This window comes from Finegoldia sp. BIOML-A4 (genome assembly GCF_009679635.1).
Classification (GTDB): Bacteria; Bacillota; Clostridia; order Tissierellales; family Peptoniphilaceae; genus Finegoldia; species Finegoldia magna.
Genome location: NZ_WKZC01000015.1, coordinates 1 through 21,584, shown reverse-complemented (window position 1 = coordinate 21,584; position 21,584 = coordinate 1). Strand labels below are relative to the sequence as shown.

The following is a 21,584-nucleotide window of genomic DNA, read 5'->3' as shown; positions in this document are numbered from 1 at the left end:
TAGTCAATTATTACTTACGCTTGCGTTTGTTTATTTTCTCTGTCTTTTTCTAAGTTTCTTTCGACTACATGCTCGATAATATCTTCAAATACTTCTTCAATCGGCTTTTTCCCTACATATACTCGCTTTATTTCATAGTTGATTTTTCCACTTCGTTTTTTCTTTTTTAATTCCATCTAATTCCTCCATTTTGTTGCAATAAAAAAAGGCGATTAGATTTTTAATTTTCTAATCGCCTTTTAAGTGTCATATTTACATTTTTATTATCTATGGCATACTTTGATACCTTTTTAGACTTAAAGTCTTTAATAGTGGCTTTCCACCTCTTTTTATCTATAAAGATTCTCCTACATCATAGTTCATTTTTTTATTTAAACCTTTCTGTGTTAGTTTTTCTTTATCTTCTTCATACCATTTTAAGATTGTCACATAGTGGTTTTGATAGGTCTTGCCACTACTTTTCATGTATCTTGATAGTTTATTTATCATTATTTCTGTGTATGAGTTTAATTTTTCTTTAAGGTTCTTATATTCTTCTTGGCTTAACCTTACATTTTTGTATTCTCCATAAAAGATGGGGGTGGACTTTTTATCTATCTCTCCCTCTCTCTCTTTATCTATCTCTATATCTTTCTCTATCTCTATCTCTTGTCGGACATGGGTTGGACTCATTAAGGACAATGTCCTCTGTTTATTTTGTCTGTATCTTCTTTTTTTCTCTGCCCAAGCTGTTTCTGATCCGATTAAGTTTGGTATTTCAGTTAAATAGTATTCATCATTTTCTGTTACAACTTCTAATAAGCCTTGATTGATTAAATAATTAACTGTGACCATTACATCATCGTCTGTTTCATCTATGGTTAGTGCTAACTCTTTTATAAAATCACTTTCTACTCCGTCATAATAGAGTTTGCCCTCATCTTTTAAGCTTAGTAGTAGAAGTTTTAAGTAGATTATCGTGTAGGTATCTCCTCCCGATATTTTCCTTAATCTTTTTATCCTTTTGTCTGTGAAAAATTCTTCTTTCAATTTTATCCAATAATATCTTTTGTTTGTTGCCATATCTACTCCTTTCTTGATTTTCGATAATCGAAATTCTTGATTTCCGATTTTCGGAAGTCTTGTTATTGTGGTTATTTAAGGGTGTAACTTTTCGTTACTCCCTTAGATTTCTCTGGTCATATCTTTTTTGTTTGGTTTTACTTTTTCTTTTACTTTTCTTTTGACTTTCTCTTTTGTCTTATCCTTGTTCTTGGATAGGTCTTTGTATTTCTTTATTTGTTTTAGGATACTTTCTTTTTCTTTTTTATTTTCTTTGGCTATGACTTGCTTAAAGGCATATTCCATTACTTTTATGTCTTTGGCTTGGAAGAATATTTCATAGTTTTTGCTTTCTTTGTTTTTCATTACTGAGAAACTTACTCCAAGTTTGTTTAGTTCTTTTTTTAAGTCTTTGAGGTCGCTTTGATCCATGCTTATATTTTCTAGTTGTCCTTTTTTATATAAGTCTTTTATTTTCATTTCATCTCCCATAAGGCTTTTTAGGTTTCCGTTTGCTTTTTCTAAAGTTTCATTCATCTTTTTTCTTATTTCTTTGTCTAAGTTGATTGATTCTTTTGCTGCCTTTATTGTGTATGTTATTATGGTTTGTGCTGCTTGCCCTGCTTCTTTGCTTATTTCTTCGTTTATCATGTTTTATCTCCTTTGTTTGAATTAAAAAAAGGGAAGTATAGGCTTTAATTTTTCTATACTTCCCTTTGATTGTTTTTATTTGGTTGTTCTTGGTGGTGGAATGCTTTATTTTGATGTTTTTATATATTTCTTAGGTATTTGTACCTTTTATACTTTTAAATAGCTTACAATACCTTTCCACCTTTAGTAGTTTGTGTGTGTTCTTTTGTCTGATAGATAATTTTTCATGTTGGAATATATAATCTGCACTTCTTCATTGTTCATCGCTTTTATTTCTTCTGTGCTTTTATATGTTTTGTATGTTCCATCTTGATCTGCTTTTATGAGTTCATTTATTAGCTCTTGCCTTTTATTCATCTCTATTACCTCCTAGATCTGCCTTTATTTTCTTGGTCATATTATAGCTTGGATAAGATATTTTTACCAGGTCTTATCTTTCTTGATTTTTGTAATAGTCTTTAATTGTCTGCCTTTTTTCATTAAACTTATCACTGTCTTGCTTGTATTCTTTTATCTTTTCTATGATACTTTCTTTTTCTCCCCTCTTAATTGCCTTGTCAATTTCTATTGATAGGTCGATACCGTATTCTTTATTCACTACTTCTACCGCATATTTGATATGATTTATTTCCTTGTATCTTTCCCTTATCTTTTCTGACTCTGTATTTAGTTTACTAATTTCATCTTCTAAGTTTTTAATTTCTCCTAACCATTCTTTTTCTCTTAAATTTTTCTTTCCACTTATTTTTTCAATTAAGGTTCTTGCTCTTATATGTTGGTCTATTTCCTTTTGATTATTCTTGTAGAAGCTTTCTTTGAATATTTTCTTGCTTTCATAGTCTTGGTAGGTTGCTTTTGTTTTTCTTACAGTCTTTGCATAGGCTAAACATTTGTTAAGATCTTCTATCTTTTGACTATTTTCTTTTATAGTCTTATATATTTCAGAGTTTTTACTCCTTAGGGTATTTATATGTCCTTGTAGGTCTGATATGGTTTTTATTTTATTTTCTCTTAGATAATTTATTCCACTCGCATATCTTTTTAGATCATAGATTGCCTTGTTTCTTTTGCCATAAAATGATAATCCAGCTCTATTATTTTCTTGCATTTCTTGATAGAAGCTTAAATATTCATAGAGGTTAAAGAGTCCTGATTCATTTTCGATTTGCTTTTTACTTTGGTCTTTATATTCCTTGTATGATTCTTTTAGCTTATCTTTGAAGCCTGCTAACCAAGATGTTATTTTCTTTATTTCATTGCCTATATTTTTTAATAGTTCATTCTGTCTTTTTATTTCACGATTTATATCTCCTTTTTCTGTCCTTATTCCTTTTCTTTCCATTGCACTAGCACTTGCTCCTAGATGTATTGTTGGTATTTGTTTTATGCCTTGTCTTTTAAAACTCCTATGGTCTACTCTTTTTTCTATATTATTTTTTGCTAGATATTCATTGCAAAGGTCTGAAAAATTTTCTCTCCATTTTTCTACATTGCCCTTATCGTTCCATGTTGTTAGTTCTACTTTTCTTGTCTTTGGTTTTCCATTTTTGTTTAAAATCTTTTCTCCTTTTTCATCTAGGATATATTCTTTTTTACTTTTTTGCCCCCATGTTCCATCTTCATTTATTGGTCTTACTATGGTCATTATATGAGCATGAATGTTTTGATTTCCCTCTCTACTTTCATCATGGATTGCTAGGTCTACTATCATTCCCTCTTTTACAAAGTTGGTTTGTATATATTCTTCTATCATCTTTTTATTTTCTTCTATGTTTAACTCTTTTGGTAAAGATATGATAAAGTTTCTTGCAAGTTGGGCATTAGAGTTTTTCTCAAATAGTTCTACCGAGTTCCACAATGTTTTTCGGTCTTTATATTCTTCTGGTGCGTGATCTGGTAAATATATTTCCTTGCTAATTACTCCTTGTTTTTTGGTGTAGTCATGGGTTACTCCGTCCCATTCATTTTTTATTTTTTCTCCACTTATATATGCTGCACTTGCTACTGCACTTTTGCCTTTTCCTCTTGATATTATGTTTACTGAAAAATGAAAACTGTCTGCCATTTTTATCACTTCCTTTCTTTTTTTGTTGTTTTAGGTGGAGGCTTAATAGATTTTTATATCCACTTTGTGAATGAGCGTTTTGAAATGATAGAATAGAAAAAGCCGACTACTGAATTAATTTTTGTTGTTTCAGTATGTCGGCTTAATTGTTTTGTTCATTTCAAATTTTAAAAGTCAAGGGCGAGCCTTAGCGAGTTTATTTACCCTTGACTTTTAAAAAGCGAATGGTTGTTGCTCCCTGCAAGGGTTTGGCTCCGCAGGACGCAAGCACACTTTAGGGTGTATAATTGCGCCCTTAGAAAATCTAAGGGAGATTTGATTATTTATTAATCCCTATATTTTCCCTAATTTTCTCTTATTATTCTTAGTGTTTCTTTGAATTCTTTTGTCTTTGTTGCTTCTTCTAGTAGGATTTTTATTTCTTCATCTGTTAGTTCTTCTGCATTTTCTATAAGGCTTTCTAAGATTGCTCCTCTTGTTATGAGCCTATGAGTTCTTTCTTTTCTTCTTTTCACTATGTCTTGTTTTAATATCTTCTTTTCTTGATTTTTTAGTTGCCTTAATTTTTCTTCTGTATTGTCTATTTTATCTTTTATTTCTTTTGACTCTTGTCTTAGTTGTTCTAGTTTTTTCATAAAATACTCCTTTCTTGCAATAAAAAAAGACGATGAAGATATACTCTCCCCGTCCTATTATTTGTATCTTAAATTGAATGTTTTGTTAAAAATATTATATTATCACCTCCTAAAGTCTGATATAGAAAAAGTGCCTAAAATCATAGGCACTTTAAGAAATTTGACTCAATCTTTTTATTCTAACTATTAAATATTTTATAAAATATATATTCTTATAGGTCACTTTTTTTGAATTTTTTAATTCCTAAAAAAGAAAATAAAAATACTAGTCCCCAGTTAATTATCATATATTTAACAAAAATAATTGAATTCCAATTATCTAAAATTTTATTTAGATAATAAAATGGAGACACCAATTGAACTTTAGGAAACTCTTTCAAGTACATTAAAATTATAAAAACTATTATAAATATTCCTATAGAAACAAAAGGTTTAAAATTCATACTCAAACTTTGAACCATACTTATTACAAAAATGTATGAAGACCATAATGAAATAATTATTAAAGTATCACTTATCCAGTCTTTACTTACAATGCTACCACTTGCAATCTTTAAATTTGATATAAAAATGTAATAGCAAAATATAGAAAATAAAACAAATAAACATGTAATCACTGTCCAATAAATAATTTGAGCGTATAATTTTGCTCTATAAATTTTACTTCTATTGTTTATTCTTGTGAGCATTACACTAATACTATTATTTTCTATTTCTCCTCTTAATATATTTGAACTATTTATTGCTAATATAATATAAACAATAAAAGCCATATATATAAAAGTAAACATGTCCTTTGCAAAAGAAAGTCCATTAACCAGTTCACTACTATTGTAAGTAATAATATTTGAGTTTCTGTACACACCTATTGAATAAAGTAATGGCATTAAAAACATAAAAAATAAAATTAAATTTTCTTTTCTTTTAACCTGCTTACCAATTTCAAATTTAATGATTTTCAACATTATTATTCACCTCTAACATCTTTTCTAAGGGATTTATAACCTTTTCAATTCTTGTTATTTCTGTTATTTTTGTAATATTCTTTATTTTGTCATTAAGATTTCTTTCTGTAACCTCAACTGTAGTTGAATCAATTTTTTTAACAATAGAGTCATCAATTCCACTGCTATCTCTAACCTTTATTATTATTGAACTCTTTATATCTAGATTCCCATCATAAATTTTTTTCCCATTTCTTATTACAACCAACCTATTACACAAGGCTTTAACTTCATCTAAATTATGATCCGAAAACACAACTGCCATTTGCTTTTTTTCTACCATATCTTTTACATATTCTTTAACCATATTTCTCCCATTGACGTCAAGACCTACAAATGGTTCATCTAATAACATAATTGATCCTGAATTCAGTATTGCCTGTGCAAATCCTAATCTTTGTTTCATTCCAAAGGAAAATTCTTTTATTCTTTTGTTCTCAACATTTTCAAGACCAACTATTTTTAAAACATTTTTAATTTTCTCATTTACAATCTTTTTATCACTTATTCCGTTTAAATATAAAATAGCTTTTAAATTTTCATAAGTATTAAGATAATCATAAAAACCAGGGTTAACAGAAATTCCAAATTTTTTTCTACATTTAGAATCAATTCCTAATTTTTCCCCCTCATAAAAAATCTCTCCTGAATCTGCTAAAATTTTTCCAGACACTGTGTCTAATAAAGTTGTTTTCCCAGCACCATTAATTCCTATTAGACCTACAATTTCGCCTTTATTCAAATTCATTGAAAAATTAAATAGTCCTTTTCCATTTCCATAATCTTTTGTAATGGATTCTAATTTCAATAGTTCCATAACAATCCTCCTCATCACTTATTTATATATATGATAACAAATAAATATTACACTCACGCTATCCTAATCTTTCTCTAATATTAATAAACCTTTCAGTAGTCTTAAATATTTTAAAATTAAAAGTCAATAAAAAAAGATCTAGAAGAATATCCTAGATCCATATATCTTAATTTAATTTATTTAATTCTATTATAAAACTTTTATTATAGAGTTCTGTATTGTTTTGATTCAAAAATATTTTTCCATTATGTTTCTCTACAATTTTTTTCGCAATAGATAAACCAAGTCCTCTATTTTTATTAGAAGTGTTTCTTGAGGTATCATTAGTAACAAATGGTTCAAAAATATTTTTTGCCAACTTTTCATTTATTTTATTTCCACTATCTCCAATAATTAGCTTAACTTTTTCGAAGCAATTTTCTATAGAAAAATACACTGTAATATATTTTTCGTTATGATCAATTATATTTTTCATCAAATTCTTAAATACTCTAGAAAATATGTTTTGATCAATCTTTACAAATAATTTTTCATCCGGAATGTTAATTATTACATTCATCTCATTTTGCTCAAATATTGGTAAAAAGTCTATTATTGCATTCCTTGTAAATTCACAGAAATCAATTTTCTCAAGATTTAAACTATAAGAATAATCCTCATACTCTATAATTTCTGATAATTCGTTTAACAAAGTGTCTATATTCGATGCATTTTTGTCAATAGATTCCAAATATTTTTTAGAACTTTCTATTGGAATTCTTCCATTAATTAATGCTTCTGAGAAACCTTTAATAACAGTAATCGGTGTCTTGAGATCATGCCTTATATCAATAAATAACTGAATCCTTTTTTTTTCATTTTCAAGTCTCTCTTTCTGAAATTCTCTTAGTGATTTCACCGTTGAATTAAATTCATTTTGAATAAAATCAAATTCAGAAATATTATTATATTCTTGTTTTCTTAAACTAAATGAATAGTCTTCTTTCTTTAACTTTTTAAAACCCATTTCTAATTCACTTAAAGGATTGTATAATTTCTTATGCAATACTTTTGAAAATATGAACACAATTATAAAAGTTCCTAAAATAAATAAAATAACTTTTAATGTAAAAAATAGAAAAATTAATCCCGAATCTTGCATACTAGGAGTAACAAAAACCCTATTACTAATATATTTTGTTGGTATAACAACAACTCCATATTTGTTTATTCCATTTTTCTTTATATTTTTCATAGATGCAAAATAAGTTCTGTCTTTGTATTTATATTTACCTTTATTCAAATTAACAATATCATCAAAAGAATAAACTTTTGGAGCATTATCATCTGATATATAACTCAAAGATAAATCATTATTTAATATGAGTATCCAACCATCAAGCTTTTTAATTTTATTCTCATTCTCACTTAGGTCCTCATCAAAAATATAATCTGCAGAATACTGATTAGCAATATTTGAAAATATTTTATTCCCAACCACTTCCATAATACTTGAAGTTAAAATGTTATATACATATACAATAAGAACAATGGATATTATGCTTACGAACAAAAACTTTTTGAATGTAATTTGTTTGTTTTTAATCATTAAATTTATACCCCAGTCCCCTTATTGTTATAATGTGTTTCTTTTCGCAATCTCGATCTCCAATTTTATCTCTCAATCTACTAATATAAACTGAAACTATATTATCATCATAATATTCATTGTCATTCCAGATTCTTTCTAATAAAATATCAGTAGTAAATACCTTATTCTTGTTTTTCATTAAAAATTCTAATAATTTATATTCTTGACCTGTAAGATCTATAATTTTTCCTGAACGAAATACTTCACAAGTTTCCATATTCAACTCTAAATTTCCTGATTTTATAATCTTATTATTATTTTTTGAATCGACTCTCCTCAACAATGCATTAACTCGTGCAAACAATTCCATAGGATTAAATGGCTTAACAATATAATCATCTGCACCCTTATCTAATCCGAGTATGATTTCAAAGTCAAGATTTTTAGAAGATAATATTATAATTGGTATATCACTTGTTTCTCTAATTTTCTTTAATACTTGGTAACCATCTAATATTGGCAGCATCAAATCTAAAATTATCAAATCAAATTTTTCTTCATCAAAAAATTTTAAACCTTGTTTACCATCTTTTGCATCAAAGATTTCCATAGATTCAGGCTTATATAATTTAATTAAATCAATAATATCTTCATTGTCTTCTATAATTAGCAATTTAATAATTTTTGCCATAATTACTCCCATTTTACAAAATTTGTTGTTTCACAAAACGAATTCAATGAGTATGATAAATTAAAAAAAATTAATAAATCTATATCATACCATTAAAATCCAATCCACTATCTTACTATTTATACTTTATATTCATTGTATCATGATTTAATCATTGATAATTTATATAAAATCACCCGGGAAATAATTAAACCATATAATCTTATTTCATAGACCATATTTTTTCTCAGTTAAGGCTGTTTCAATCTTTGCAAGTGCAATCCTACTTTCATCATCTGTGTGAATTTCTTTTAGATGATTTAGGTATTCTAGCATTTCAGCTCTTCTGATTTGTGATAGATTGCTCAATTTTATTCCACCTCATTTCTGTGAATTTCTATAACATCTTCAATTCTGCAATCCAATGCCAAGCAAATCTTTTCTAACGACTCTAAGTTCACATAAGAGTTTTTGCTCATTCTTGAAACTATATTGCTTGTTATGTTTGCAGCTCTTTTTAAGTCTTCTTTGTTCATTTCTCTTTCTACCAATAAGTGCCATAATGGTTTATAAGAAATTGCCATATTATTACCCCTTATCCGTTTTATTGTTAAGATATATTATATCATAAATAGGCTGATAAGTCACTTTAGCCTATTTTATACTTGTGCTTGCGTTAGTATTTATTGAGATAGTCCTTGTTTTTTTACTTGTCCCACTTGGAACTGCTCCAAATCAGACGGTCTCCAAGGGACGTCTAAATCGTGTAAGGCTATCAGTTTATTTTGTACATTTGTACCTGCTCCCATTTTTTGAGTAGAACCTAATAATACTCTTACTTCTCCTCTTCTTACCTTAGAGAACAATTCATCTTTTTGTTTGTCTGTATCTGCTTCGTGGATAAAGGCTATTTCTTCTTTTGGTATTCCCATATTCACTAGCTTATTTCTAATATCATCATAGATATTAAATTCTCCATCTCCTTTTGGTGTGGACATATCTGAAAACACTAATTGTGTCGATGAATTTTCTTTTGTCTTATCCCAGATCGAAAAGATATTTTTAACGCATACATTTACCTTTGAATTAGGATCATCTGGAAGTAGTGGATTTATTAATCTTTGGTCAAGGGCAAGTTTTTTACCATCATTTGTAATCTTTAGCATATTATCTTCTGTTGGCTCGACTTGATTATTTCTAACTGCATCAGCTCTTTCTGAAATAGCTTCTAATATTTCTTTTTGTTCCTCAGTAGGTTTTGTTTTAATAACTTCAAAATTTGCTTCTGGCACTGGCAAATTTAACATATCTGAGGTCTTTATATCTGCTACTTCTTTAAACATGCTCATCAGTTCTGGCAAGTTATAAAACTTTGAAAATCTTGTCTTTTGCCTATATCCAGTGCCTTCTGGAGATAACTCAAAGGTATTTTCTGTTTCTCCAAAAGTAGAAGCCCAAGCGTCAAAATGTTCTAATCCCCTTGCCTTTAAATCGTCATATTGAAGGTATCTTTGCATGGTATAAAGCTCTGTCATTGAATTTGATATTGGTGTACCAGTAGCAAATACAACTCCCTTGCCATCTGTCATTTCATCCATATACCTACATTTCATATACATATCCGAAGACTTAAAGGCTTCACTCTGACCGATACCCGCAACATTTCTCATCTTAGTATGCAAGAATAAGTTTTTGTAATTATGAGCTTCGTCTATAAATAACTTATCTACTCCTAGTTCTTCAAAGGTTATTACATCATCCTTTTTAAAGTCATCATTTAGTTTTTCAAGTCTTACCAAGAGTTTCTTCTTTGTCTTTTCCAGTTGTTTTACTGTGAAATTTTCTCCTCTATTTCTTTTGTTCTCATCAATAAAGGAAACTATATCATCTATTTGGTCTTGTATATGCCTTACCTGGTATTCCTTGGACATTGGTATTTTTTCGAATTGAGAGTGTCCTATGATGACCGCATCATATTCTCCCGTTGCAATCCTACCAATAAATCTTTTCCTATTTTTAGGTTGGAAGTCTTTTTTATCGGCCACCATAATATTTGCTGACGGATATAATTGCATAAACTCTCTACCAATTTGAGTGGTTAGATGGTTAGGAACTACAAATAATGACTTACTTGCAAGTCCTAACTTTTTAGATTCCATAGCAGAAGCCACCATTTCAAAAGTTTTTCCTGCTCCTACTACATGGGCAAGTAGTGTATTTCCACCATAAAGAGTCCTTGCTATGGCATTTTTTTGATGTTCTCGTAGTCTGATTTCAGTATTCATTCCATCAAAAGTTAAGTTAGAACCATCAAATTCTCTATTTCTAATTGAATTGAATTTTTCATTATAAATTTTTTCTAACCTATATCTTCTATCAGGATCTTCAAATATCCAATTCTTAAATTCTTCTTTAATCAGCTCTTGCTTTTGACTTGCAAGCATAGTTTCTTTTTTATTTAATACAGAGGTCTTAGAACCATCATCATTTATTACTTGGTCAAATACCTTTGTATCTTTTAGATTAAGAGCATTTTCAATTAGCTTATAGGCATTCACTCTACTTGTACCATAAGTCATGTTAGCAAGGTCATTAGTTGAGTCAACACTTTTACCTTCAATATTCCATTCACTTGTATGTGGTGAGAACCTAACATTTATATTCCACCTATCATAACCTGGTGTTTTTAAAAGATTAAAAGTAAAGTCTTCTATATCTTTTTGAGGTATCCAGGTTGCTCCTAGCCTTACATTTATATCAGAAGCCGTAAGTTCTTCAGGCATAACTTCTTGTAATTTTTCTCTTTGATATTTGAGTTTGCCTAACTCGTTTAATAATGTGTCTTTCTTTTCAGAAGGTGCTAAATCTATTACATTTTCAATTTCTCCGATATATGAATTGAGATAGCCAATCTTTTCTCTAATATTTCCACTTAAATACTCGTCAGCCGATACATATGAAAAATGAAATGGATCGTCATTGTCAAAGTTTTCAAAGGGCATTCTGTTATTTATTAGGTCTGTATCCTTAATATCTAAAAATATCTCGCCCTCAAGCTCACCAATTAAGGTGTTCCTATCTTTACTTGTTATAGATTCCATATATTCAAAGTCTACATATCCTTTTTGTGAAACTGATAAGACTAAGGCTTCAAGGGAAGTATCTACATAGTCTACTACTTTTGCCTTTGTTATTGTTCTTTTTGAGAATATATCACTCTTAGCTTTGAAATTATCCTCATCATCAAGTATTTCTATTGATGAAACCAAAGGAAAGTTTGAGTCTTCCTTTAAAGCTCTAGTATTTGATAAGGAGTTAATAAAGCCATGTTTCTTTGAAAAGTTATCATAGACTTCATTTAACTTTGCTTGTGACTCTTTTATTTCATCGTCTGAAAAATCGTCCTTTTGTTTTTCTATTACATCTTTTAAAGCATTCATTACATCAAGATAATCTTTTATCTTTTCTTTATTTTTATCTGATATATTCTGCTTGATTAAGACTGAGTTTTCTCTTAGGTAGACCTCTTCATCAATAATAGTGTAAGAAAAATTCTTAACATCATCTGTTGCTGGAAGACTTAATTCTTCATCTTCCAATAGTTCGACCTCTTCATATTTTGAATTTGAAGATATTTCCTTACTTGCAATATCCATTAAGTCTTTTAACTTTTCATCTTCTTTTTCATCACAAGTAATAGTATTGCCAAATCTGCCAGATACTTCTTTCATATTCCCTAATACCATCTGAGGATTATCTACAAAGTATTTATTATAAGTAAAACCCTTTTTATCAGTTGCTAGGTGTATCCAATCATCATCTCTTTCTATAACTGAATCTCTCTTCTTTAAGAAAATAATATCTGAAGTAACTTCAGTACCAGCAAGTCCTTTAAATGTTGTATTAGGAAGCCTCATAGCTCCTAAAAACTCACATCTTGCATTAATATATTTTCTAACAGATTCATCTTTTTTATCCATAGTTCCAGATGATGTTATGAAGGCAATAATTCCTCCATTCCTAACCTTATCTATTGACTTCGCAAAAAAATAATCGTGAATCAGAAAGTTATTTCTGTTATATTCACGATCGTTAACTTTAAAATCTCCAAAGGGAACATTTCCTATTACCAAGTCAAAGAAATTATTTGAGAAATTTGTTTCTTCAAAGCCTTTAATCTGAATATTAGCTTCAGGATAAAGTTCTCTTGCTATTCTTCCGCTTAGACTATCTTTTTCCACTCCATAAACTTTAGACGCTTTCATTTCACTTGGCATATTACCAATGAAATTACCGACTCCTGCAGATGGTTCAAGGATATTTCCAGTCTTAAATCCCATATCTGTTAGAGTCTTATATATTCCATCCATTACCTCTCTAGGTGTATAAAACGATGTTAAGGTAGACTCTTTAGCATTCAAATACTCTTCATGTGTTAAATTTTCTTTTAAAATGTTTCTTGCTTCAAGCCATTGTCCTCCCTTTTCTTCATCAAATACATCGGCAAGACCTCCCCAACCTAGATAATCAGCAAGATAGGCTTGTTCATATTCTCTTGGACTCCTATTTTCATTTTCAAGTCTTTTTAGCATTTTAATAGCTTTGATATTTTTATCTAGCTTTTCTGATGGTGTAAGGTATTCTGAGTAGATATGATTTTTCAAGTCATAATTTCTAGCAAAACTTAGCCTTTCCTTATTAGGTTCATAGCCTAGATTCTTTAAATCTTCTTTTCCCCTCAATAAGTTTTCGGCAGCTTCCCTAGGCACATTGTATCTATCCATCATTTGGTCAATTTCTGGATTGTAGTTATCAATAAAGCTTTCTTGTTCTACTTGTCTTTCGATTTGTTTTTCATGCTCAGATAATTTGTGTATCTCATAGTTTCCACTATCTAAAAGGTCGTCAATCTTTCTACTTTCTTCAAATGTTTCACCTTTATATAAGGGGATTTCTTCTCCATTAACTTCTACCTTAGTTCCTGTTTCAATTAAGTTAATTCCATCAAAGGTATTCTCATCTTCTAAAATAAATTCCTTACCAACCTTTACTGCTAGTTTTTCTGATGTTTGACTTAGATTTTCAAAGATTTCTTCAAGGTATGAATCGTTTCTATATGGAATTACTTCCGAACCCCTAATCATACCTCCCATATATTCCATATTATCTCTAATGGTTACAGTTTTAAGTCCTCCACTTAGTTCATCAAAATCTGTAATAGTAAAGTCCTTATCTTTATATCTAACCTGATCACCTATCTTAAATTTAGGCTCTATATTTTCCTTAACTTCTTCTTGTAATGATTTTTCCTCACTTAGTGCAACTTGTTCTTCTAAATATGAAAATTCACGCTCATTTACTTCTTCACCATCACCAAGGTCAATCCTATAATGTTCGACAACTTCACCGTCTACATAGTGGTCAAAATAGAATTTGAAATATCCGATATAATCATCAGTCATTTCTCCAAATTCATTTTCTCCATGAGTTTGATTATGATCTTTAACATCTATATCATTTTGTCTTAGGACATTAATTAAATCTTTAGTTACTATCTGTCCACTATAATCGGGAATTAATTCGTGGTTTTCATTAAATTCTACAATCCAATAATCTTTTCTATTTTCAGTGTTTTTGTCATCAAAAAAAGAAGCTTCCTCAGCTTCCTTTTCTTGGCTTATTTCATTTTCTAAGCTTCCACGTATTCCTTGATTGCCATTTTCTTCACTGTTGCCATCAAGTTGTTCATCTGTCCTTGGTATTCCTCTGGATTCTCTCTCATCATCTTCTCTGTCAATCCTTGTGCTTTCATCATTTTGACTTTCTCTATCTTGATATAGTCCACTGCCTGATTCTGAATTTCCTTCAGATGGTTCAAAAGTGTTTTCTCCTCGTACATTTCCTGAAGTTTCTTCCAGTTCTCCATGTCCTCGCTCCCTACTAGGTAATACAGTCTTAGAACTGCGTAAGTCGGATTCGGGAATCTCTCCATAAATTCCAGATCCTTCTCCATCATGTCCAAGGTTTTCTCCTCGATCTTCATCGCTATTTCCTCTGTCGCTTCCATCTGTGAAAACTCGTCCATCTCTACTTCTTGACCTATCATCTCGTCTATATAAATCATTTTGACCTCCTCTATCTTCATTTGTATTTTCTATATCTCTATTATAGTCGGCAGCGGACCTTTCTGTCAGCAGCCTAGCACGATCTATTTCCTTGGATTTTTCTATTGTGCTATCTATAATATCTTCACTAACCCTTGATATTAAAAGACCTATTTGCTCTAAAGAAATTGTATTAATCCTAGAAAAATTATTTTTTAAATTTTCCATATCCATAGGATAGACTGTATTAAACCTATTAGCTACCGCATAGGATATTGAGTCTCTCATAAACTTTTCAAAGCTAAGTCTATCCTCTATATCTATCCTTAAATCAGCAAGAGCCAAGTTAATATATTCATCTCCATAAATTCGACTTAAAGAAAATATATTTTCATTAAGTGAATCACTAGCTTCAAATGAAGAAGCATTTATTATTTCTTTTAAAGCCTCGTTATGGTTTTCGTGATCAAACTGCCATAAGCTAACCTCATTGATATTCCTATCCATTGATGTGGTTTGACTAATATCGAAAATATATGAAATTCTTTGATTTACATCACTTCCAACTAAAATTGGAATACCCTTTTGACCCCTCATAACAACTCTGCCAAAATATTTCTTCCACATATCAAAAGTCGCACAAGCTATAGCTTCAGGTTCTTTGTTATATATACTTAGTTGGCTTGAAAAATCATATTTCTGATTATTGCCTATAACCTTTAAGAGTTTTAAATATTCTTTTTCATCTTGTAACACTTCATACTTTATTGCTTCTTGTATATTTTTAAAATCATTTACTTGCATTTCCTACCTCCTTTTTAGTGCAATAAAAAAGACGATAGATTATTACTTCTACCGTCTTATTACAGTTACTCATTAAATAAATTTTGTTAAATCTAAATGACTATACTTTCTACTTTCTTTTATAGGTGGAGTATCATATACATAATTAATGAATTGATTCCATGATAACATCTTTGTGTTTTCAAAGACTTCATTTATAACTTCAATTTCGCTAACCTCTAAGCCGTCATAGTGTATTAATTCTTTATCATGTTTAGGTCTTACTATATATTTAATAGTACCAAAATTTGAAAATGTACTTTGAATACTAACTGTCTTATCTTCATCAGCCTCATCAAGCACATCGGATACGTATGGACCATAATGATCGAAATACCATGAAATTTCAGTCATTTGCTTCCCATATTTTTTTGTATATTCCCAATCTATTAAATATACTAATTTGGTTATTCTCGTTTTTGTTAAATCATCTCCGTAAGGATAATTCTTAACAATATATAGTAAAACATTTCTTAATTTAGTTTTCATAAGACTCATCCTCCTTCAACTTATTACTTATTTCCAGTATCGTAATTAAATGTGGTATTACTAGTTCTTCTAGTTTAAAATTAATTTCTTCAGCTTCAATGTTAAATCTCGAATTCATAGTTTCAATCACTAGAACCCCAACATTTTCCATTCCAGTTCCAGTTATTATTCTTGTAAAGTAGCATCTACTCTTCATATTTAAACTTTTTATACTTTTTTTACTCATACCAGTTTCTTTATTAACCACTCTAATATATCCGTTAATATTTGTTTCTGAGTCAGGGAGTTCTTGTCTATGAAAATATGGCTTTCCATTTCTATTTCCAACACATTTAAATATATATCCTTTATTACCATATTCTCTTCCACTTTTTTCAATATATAGAGGATTTTCGCTATATCTACCAATAATTTTAAAATCATCTTTTTTCATTACATATAAAGATATTCTATCACTATTTTTAAGCTCCATATATTTTGACACAACTCTTAAAAAATCATCTGGTACACTTTCCAATATATCCCCTAGGTTTACAGCTATATCAGTAAGTTTATTTATCTCTTCCTTATACTTTTTCTCTTTTTCTCTATATTTTTTCTCATTAGTATTTATTTCAATAAGTTCCTTTATCTCAAAAAATTCGTTTATTGTAAATAATACTATAAGACTTGCAATACTAATTCCAATATGCTTATTGAATATTTCTAGACAATACGGGTGCATCAGTGCAAAAGGAATTATAAAAAGAATCAACTTAAAAGATGATTTTATTTTATTGTCTTTTACATATCCCCACCACAATAATAATTTAGATTTTAATGAGTTTTCTTCTTTTTTATCCAGCACCAACTTACCTCTTAATGTTATTTACTAAAATTATACCATATATTTACATTAAATAATCATATTTACTTTGTCTATAATAACCATTAAAACATCAACCACAATAGAATTACCGGCCTGCTTATATAGCTTGCTTGAAGTACAATTTTTTCTTCTTGGATGCACTTCCTCTAATTTGTCTATATCGCTATCATCAAAGCCCATGAGCCTTAAACATTCTCTTTCTGTTAAATACCTATACTGACCATTTCCAATATCTATTATTCCAGAATTAGGTACTCTCATCTGTTTTGTAGAAATAGTATAAGAAAAATCTTTAATCACTTTTAGTCGCCCTCTAAAACTGTTATCTATGCCTTTATTTAAAAATTTCAGCATATAAGGTTGGGTCATTGTATAAAGTTCACTTACATCTTTTTCTAAAAATTCACTTAGTTGTCTAGTTTCTTTCCTCTCCAATTTATTAAAAGAAAAGTTATTTTTCCCTAGACATGAAACAACAAATATCCTCTCTCTTTTTTGAGGTATGCCAAAGTCCATTGCATTTAAGATTTCATACTTATTTTCATATCCAAGGTTTTCTAGTTCTTTTAGATAAATAAAAAAGGAGTCCCTCATATTTCTATCAAGGACTCCCCTTACATTTTCCCAAATTATCCATTTAGGTTTTTCTTTCATTTCTTTAATTATTCTAATTGTTTCAAATAGTAAGCTTGATCTAGTTCCTGAATTCTTTACTCCTCCTTGCTTTTTTCCTATTCTTGAAAAGTCTTGGCAAGGACTTCCATGCATAATTAAGTCTATCTTTTCATTAGGAGCTTTATATCCTACTACTGATTTTGGCTTATAATCTTCTCCATAAAGTGCGTTGTATGATTTAACACAAGCCTTATCTATTTCTACATAATCAACAACTTCATAAGGTATCTTTAAATTAATAAAAGCCTTTCTAATAGCACCTATGCCACCGAAAAGCTCTAATATTTTTACCTTATTCATTTAGATTATTCTTGTACCTGTCTACAAGCTCCCTTATACTATCTTCTATTTCTCTTAAAAAGTCTTCTTTATCTACTTCGCCAGAGCTAATCTTTGCAAGTTTCATTTCCCATTCAGATGTTGTTTCTGCTGATTTAAACTTATCCTCTACAATTGATACAAGTCTATTGCCTTTTTCTGTTACAAGTAAGTTTTTCTTATCTCTTCTTATAAGATCCTTATGGATAAGATTTTCAATAATTCCTGCTCTTGTAGCTGGTGTTCCTAAGCCTTTTCTTTCTACTTCTATATCTTTATCCAAGGATTCTACTCCTGCACTCTCCATAGCCTTTAAAAGTGTATCTTCGTTATAATGGCTTGGAGCTTTGGTAAATTTCTCCGATATATTTTTAGAAGTTAGTTTGATATTATCTCCAATATTTACATCTGGTAATTCATTTTCTTGTTTTTCCTTTCTATAAGCCTTTAGATGCTTGGTATAACCTTCATCTATAACAGTCTTGCCACTTGCATTGAAGTTAAATTTATCATATTCATATCTGATTTTTCTACTAGATTCCTTTAAGTTATCCGAACATGAAGCAAGTAATTTATTCTTAATTAGATTATAGATTTTGCTTTCTTTATCAGATAAATCTTTGGCTTTTCCAATACCTGATATAGTAGGAATAATCGCATAGTGGTCTGTAACCTTAGATGAATTAAAAATAGACTTAAAGTTTGATTCGTTGATTTTAAAATCTTCTTCAAGTCCTTCTAATAACTCTTTTATAGTATTAACCATATCGTCGGTTAAATACCTGCTATCCGTTCTTGGGTATGTGATTAGCTTCTTTTCATACAAAGCTTGTGCTAGATTTAAAGTGTCATTTGCTGAATATCCAAAATATTTATTTGCTTCTCTTTGTAAGGTAGTGAGATCATAAGGCTTATCTGGTTTTGTGCTTATTTCTTTATCTTCTACCTCTGTAATAACTATTTCATCTTCTAGCAAGTTTGATAGTTGCTCTGCAACTTCAATTCTATCAATTCTATCAGATACAAGTTTCAATCCTCCATAAGATAGATCAACTGTATAATATTTTTGCTTCTTAAATAGATTTATTTCACTATCCCTTTTAGCTATTAAATATAGAGTTGGTGTTTGTACTCTACCAACTGAATATGTTTCCTTGTAAATGCAAGAATAAAGCCTACTTAAATTCATTCCCACCAGCCAATCTGCAATTGCTCTTGCACTTGCCGATCTATATAAGTCTTCAAAGTTTTCTCCATCTTTAAGATTTCTAAAGCCATCTTCAATAGCTTTGTTTTCCATTGAAGATATCCAAAGTCTTTTAATCTTCTTCTTACATTTAGCTTGATTATATACAAGCCTAAAAATAAGTTCTCCTTCTCTACCAGCATCACAAGCATTTATTACTGTGTCGATGTTCTTATCGTTTAAAAGTTTCTTTAAAACTCCATATTGTTTCTTAGTGCTTTTAGATACTTCATAAGTATATTCTTCTGGAATTATAGGAAGAGTGTCTATTGTCCATTTCTTCCATTTTTCGTCTATCTTATCGGGACTTGCCATTTGAATTAAATGACCTACACACCAAGAAACAATGTATCCATTGCCCTCATAATATCCGTTTTTTCTTGTTCTTGCTCCAATTACTTTTGCAATTGTAACTGCTACACTTGGCTTTTCTGCTATTACTAACTTCATTAATACCTCCATAAATAAAAAAAGAGCGAAAGATTTCTCTCTCGCTCAAACTTTTAAAAATTATTATAATAGTTCATCTTCATCGTCTTCATCTAAAGATTCTTCATTACTTTCTTCATTGTCAGATTCATCTTCTGACTCACTAATATAATCCTCATCATCTTCTTCAAAGTCTTCCAACATTCTATCTTCTTTTGCTTTAACTACCTTAAAATAATATCCTGCTCCTATAACTCCTCCAATTACAAGTGCAACAATTAGAAATAAACCTATCCCGCTTTTCTTTTCTTCTTTTAATGGAACAGTCTTAGGTTCTTCTTTTTTTACTTCTTCTTTCTTAGGCTCTTCAACCTTTATAGTATTTTTATCTTCTGATTCAATCATATTAAGTAGGTCTTGCTCTCCTACTTCTGTCAATAGCCTTACATTATCTTGATTTGATGAGTGATCGACTATTAGGTGCATAGTTTTTCCACTTTTAGTTTGAAATGTTAAAAATTGTCTTACATCTACTGGATTTTCTTTATCTTTTTCTGTATCTCCACTTGGTGTAATATCTTTTCCATTCTTATCTACATTTTCAATTACTGAACCTCTTGCCTTATTTTCCCCAGTCGCAAGATTATTTACTGCCTTAGTATTACCACCTTTTACAAGTGGTGTTTTCTTAGGAGGATTATTTGAAGGCTTATTTGCTTCACTTGTATTTCCTGGTATTCTTGGAACATCTTGATAAGGAATTTCTTCTTTTGATGGTGTAAAAACATCATCTTTCAACATTTTTTCAAATTCTTCTTTTTGCGGTTCATATATTGACTCACTTTGATTCTCTATTTGTCCTTCATTTGTCATCGCAAATGTAGTTGCTGGTACTGTAAATGTAAAAAGGAGTAACGCTATGGCTACTCCTCGTTTAATGCTCTTATTCATTTTTCTATCCTTTCTTATTTTACATTTTTAAATACATAGACTGCTTTTCTAGCATTGTCCCATTCTATTGTTTGGTTTTTACCATCTTTAATATCTCCATGACTTGCTCCAAAAGCTTTAGCAATGTTTGAAATTGAAGCATGGATTCTTCCATTTATAATAACTGGCTTAACATCTGAATTGTAGACTTTACCATCTGAATCTTTCATAACACCAGTATCAATATTTAGTCTTAATGTCTTTTTAGCTAGGATATTATTCTCTTTATTGGAGAAAATAGCTTCACGAGTAGAGTTGTCATACTCAACATTAAAACCTAGAGTATAAGCGATATATCTTACTGGAATCATAGTTCTTCCTTGATCCACATAAGTTTTTACATCCATATAGACTGTTGTCTTACCATCTTTGTTGATAATGTTATAAAAGTTTTTGTCAACTTGGAAAACTGCAAATTCTTTTTCATCTTTAACTTGTTTTTTGTATTGTTGTTCCTCTTGCTTTTTCATCTTGTTAAGATCAAATTGATTTAGGATGTTCTTGTCATCAGCTTTCAAAAGTTCATCCCACTTCTTATCTTGAGATTTCTTATCTTCTTTCTTTTCTTTGTTTTCTTTTTGGAGTTTTAGAAGTTCATCTAATTTTTTAGATAGGTCTTGGTTTAGATTTTTATCTTTTTCATCTTTAGCTTGTTTCTCAAGTTCTTCTTTTGCTTTTTTATTTGCTTCCTCGATTAACTTCTTTGCTTCTTCGATTTTCTTATCTAATTCTTCTTTTAGCTTTTTAATTTCTTCTTCAGAAGCTTTTTGTTTTTCTTCTAGTACTTTAATCTTATCTTCTAATTCTTTTTTTGTATTTTCAGAAGATACTTTTAAACTATCAATAGCCTTTTGAAGCTCTTCAATTTTCTTACAGCATTCTGACTTAGAATTTTCTGTCTCTTTCTTTTTAGACTCTAAGTCTCTTATCTTAGCATCTTTTTCATCAAGAGCTTTTTCTAAGTCCTTAATTCTATTATCTTTATCTTCAATTTCTTTAGTCTTCTTTGCAAGTTCCCCTTCTAAAGACTCAAGCTTTTCTTGCATTTCTTTGATTTTATTTTCGTTTTTATCTGTCTTTTCTTTCTCAGCTTCTAACTCCCATTTTGTAGATGAATAATCTTCTTTTAGTTTTGCATTTTCATCTTGTAATCTTTTTAATTCATCTTT

Annotated in this window: 18 protein-coding genes and 1 pseudogene; all 19 read right to left on the bottom strand. The window is 29.6% G+C overall.

Features of this window, described 5'->3' with window-relative positions; genetic code table 11:
- Nucleotides 1-14: 14 nt before the first annotated feature.
- On the bottom strand, nucleotides 15-176 hold the full coding sequence (locus GKG01_RS08715) for a hypothetical protein (RefSeq protein ID WP_019213949.1): 162 nt from the start codon (nucleotides 174-176) through the stop codon (nucleotides 15-17).
- A gap of 157 nt (nucleotides 177-333) precedes the next feature.
- Nucleotides 334-1,062 carry a phage replisome organizer N-terminal domain-containing protein gene (locus GKG01_RS08710; RefSeq protein WP_154272171.1) on the bottom strand — a complete coding sequence of 243 codons (729 nt, stop codon included), beginning with the start codon at nucleotides 1,060-1,062 and terminating at the stop codon, nucleotides 334-336.
- Between the two features lie 102 nt (nucleotides 1,063-1,164).
- A complete protein-coding gene (locus GKG01_RS08705) occupies nucleotides 1,165-1,692 on the bottom strand; it encodes a PcfB family protein (protein ID WP_154272170.1) in 528 nt (175 codons plus the stop codon).
- A 183-nt stretch (nucleotides 1,693-1,875) separates the two neighbouring features.
- On the bottom strand, nucleotides 1,876-2,049 hold the full coding sequence (locus GKG01_RS09070) for a hypothetical protein (RefSeq protein ID WP_172975124.1): 174 nt from the start codon (nucleotides 2,047-2,049) through the stop codon (nucleotides 1,876-1,878).
- A gap of 73 nt (nucleotides 2,050-2,122) precedes the next feature.
- Nucleotides 2,123-3,757, bottom strand: a complete 1,635-nt coding sequence (mobQ, locus tag GKG01_RS08700) for a MobQ family relaxase (protein WP_154272175.1) — start codon at nucleotides 3,755-3,757, stop codon at nucleotides 2,123-2,125.
- A gap of 344 nt (nucleotides 3,758-4,101) precedes the next feature.
- Nucleotides 4,102-4,392 (bottom strand): DUF3847 domain-containing protein, encoded by a 291-nt coding sequence (locus GKG01_RS08695; RefSeq protein ID WP_154272169.1) that lies wholly within the window; start codon nucleotides 4,390-4,392, stop codon nucleotides 4,102-4,104.
- A gap of 212 nt (nucleotides 4,393-4,604) precedes the next feature.
- Nucleotides 4,605-5,357, bottom strand: coding sequence for a hypothetical protein (locus GKG01_RS08690; RefSeq protein ID WP_154272168.1), 753 nt, complete (start codon nucleotides 5,355-5,357; stop codon nucleotides 4,605-4,607).
- Nucleotides 5,341-6,213 (bottom strand): ABC transporter ATP-binding protein, encoded by an 873-nt coding sequence (locus tag GKG01_RS08685; protein WP_172975123.1) that lies wholly within the window; start codon nucleotides 6,211-6,213, stop codon nucleotides 5,341-5,343. Before GKG01_RS08685 ends, GKG01_RS08690 begins: the two co-directional genes overlap by 17 nt.
- Before the next feature lie 166 nt (nucleotides 6,214-6,379).
- On the bottom strand, nucleotides 6,380-7,801 hold the full coding sequence (locus GKG01_RS08680) for a HAMP domain-containing sensor histidine kinase (RefSeq protein ID WP_154272166.1): 1,422 nt from the start codon (nucleotides 7,799-7,801) through the stop codon (nucleotides 6,380-6,382).
- Nucleotides 7,794-8,474 carry a response regulator transcription factor gene (locus GKG01_RS08675; protein ID WP_154272165.1) on the bottom strand — a complete coding sequence of 227 codons (681 nt, stop codon included), beginning with the start codon at nucleotides 8,472-8,474 and terminating at the stop codon, nucleotides 7,794-7,796. The genes GKG01_RS08680 and GKG01_RS08675 overlap by 8 nt, the downstream gene beginning before the upstream one ends.
- Before the next feature lie 207 nt (nucleotides 8,475-8,681).
- Entirely contained in the window at nucleotides 8,682-8,822 is a 141-nt protein-coding gene (locus tag GKG01_RS08670) for a hypothetical protein (RefSeq protein ID WP_154272164.1), read from the bottom strand.
- A 2-nt stretch (nucleotides 8,823-8,824) separates the two neighbouring features.
- Nucleotides 8,825-9,037: a helix-turn-helix transcriptional regulator gene (locus GKG01_RS08665; protein ID WP_008902116.1), complete on the bottom strand. Its 213-nt coding sequence runs from the start codon at nucleotides 9,035-9,037 to the stop codon at nucleotides 8,825-8,827.
- 111 nt (nucleotides 9,038-9,148) lie between these two features.
- Nucleotides 9,149-15,361 (bottom strand): annotated as a pseudogene (locus GKG01_RS08660) (DEAD/DEAH box helicase family protein); the annotation flags it as partial.
- Nucleotides 15,362-15,433: 72 nt separating this feature from the next.
- The gene (locus GKG01_RS08655; RefSeq protein ID WP_073998080.1) at nucleotides 15,434-15,889 is read right to left on the bottom strand and encodes a Panacea domain-containing protein; all 456 of its coding nucleotides are present in this window, start codon (nucleotides 15,887-15,889) and stop codon (nucleotides 15,434-15,436) included.
- On the bottom strand, nucleotides 15,879-16,736 hold the full coding sequence (locus GKG01_RS08650) for a hypothetical protein (RefSeq protein WP_154272162.1): 858 nt from the start codon (nucleotides 16,734-16,736) through the stop codon (nucleotides 15,879-15,881). Before GKG01_RS08650 ends, GKG01_RS08655 begins: the two co-directional genes overlap by 11 nt.
- Before the next feature lie 48 nt (nucleotides 16,737-16,784).
- A complete protein-coding gene (dcm, locus tag GKG01_RS08645) occupies nucleotides 16,785-17,732 on the bottom strand; it encodes a DNA (cytosine-5-)-methyltransferase (protein ID WP_154272161.1) in 948 nt (315 codons plus the stop codon).
- A complete protein-coding gene (locus tag GKG01_RS08640; RefSeq protein ID WP_154272160.1) occupies nucleotides 17,725-19,446 on the bottom strand; it encodes a DNA topoisomerase 3 in 1,722 nt (573 codons plus the stop codon). Before GKG01_RS08640 ends, dcm begins: the two co-directional genes overlap by 8 nt.
- 63 nt (nucleotides 19,447-19,509) lie before the next feature.
- Entirely contained in the window at nucleotides 19,510-20,376 is an 867-nt protein-coding gene (locus GKG01_RS08635; protein ID WP_154272159.1) for a CD1107 family mobile element protein, read from the bottom strand.
- Nucleotides 20,377-20,390: 14 nt separating this feature from the next.
- The coding region (locus GKG01_RS09230; protein WP_241684767.1) for a copper amine oxidase N-terminal domain-containing protein at nucleotides 20,391-21,584 on the bottom strand (1,194 nt) is incomplete at its 5' end.

Coding starts and splice junctions, on each gene's coding strand:
- GKG01_RS08715 (WP_019213949.1), bottom strand. CDS start 176: ATGGAATTAAAAAAGAAAAAACGAAGTGGAAAAATCAACTATGAAATA.
- GKG01_RS08710 (WP_154272171.1), bottom strand. CDS start 1,062: ATGGCAACAAACAAAAGATATTATTGGATAAAATTGAAAGAAGAATTT.
- GKG01_RS08705 (WP_154272170.1), bottom strand. CDS start 1,692: ATGATAAACGAAGAAATAAGCAAAGAAGCAGGGCAAGCAGCACAAACC.
- GKG01_RS09070 (WP_172975124.1), bottom strand. CDS start 2,049: ATGAATAAAAGGCAAGAGCTAATAAATGAACTCATAAAAGCAGATCAA.
- mobQ (WP_154272175.1), bottom strand. CDS start 3,757: ATGGCAGACAGTTTTCATTTTTCAGTAAACATAATATCAAGAGGAAAA.
- GKG01_RS08695 (WP_154272169.1), bottom strand. CDS start 4,392: ATGAAAAAACTAGAACAACTAAGACAAGAGTCAAAAGAAATAAAAGAT.
- GKG01_RS08690 (WP_154272168.1), bottom strand. CDS start 5,357: ATGTTGAAAATCATTAAATTTGAAATTGGTAAGCAGGTTAAAAGAAAA.
- GKG01_RS08685 (WP_172975123.1), bottom strand. CDS start 6,213: ATGGAACTATTGAAATTAGAATCCATTACAAAAGATTATGGAAATGGA.
- GKG01_RS08680 (WP_154272166.1), bottom strand. CDS start 7,801: ATGATTAAAAACAAACAAATTACATTCAAAAAGTTTTTGTTCGTAAGC.
- GKG01_RS08675 (WP_154272165.1), bottom strand. CDS start 8,474: ATGGCAAAAATTATTAAATTGCTAATTATAGAAGACAATGAAGATATT.
- GKG01_RS08665 (WP_008902116.1), bottom strand. CDS start 9,037: ATGGCAATTTCTTATAAACCATTATGGCACTTATTGGTAGAAAGAGAA.
- GKG01_RS08655 (WP_073998080.1), bottom strand. CDS start 15,889: ATGAAAACTAAATTAAGAAATGTTTTACTATATATTGTTAAGAATTAT.
- dcm (WP_154272161.1), bottom strand. CDS start 17,732: ATGAATAAGGTAAAAATATTAGAGCTTTTCGGTGGCATAGGTGCTATT.
- GKG01_RS08640 (WP_154272160.1), bottom strand. CDS start 19,446: ATGAAGTTAGTAATAGCAGAAAAGCCAAGTGTAGCAGTTACAATTGCA.
- GKG01_RS08635 (WP_154272159.1), bottom strand. CDS start 20,376: ATGAATAAGAGCATTAAACGAGGAGTAGCCATAGCGTTACTCCTTTTT.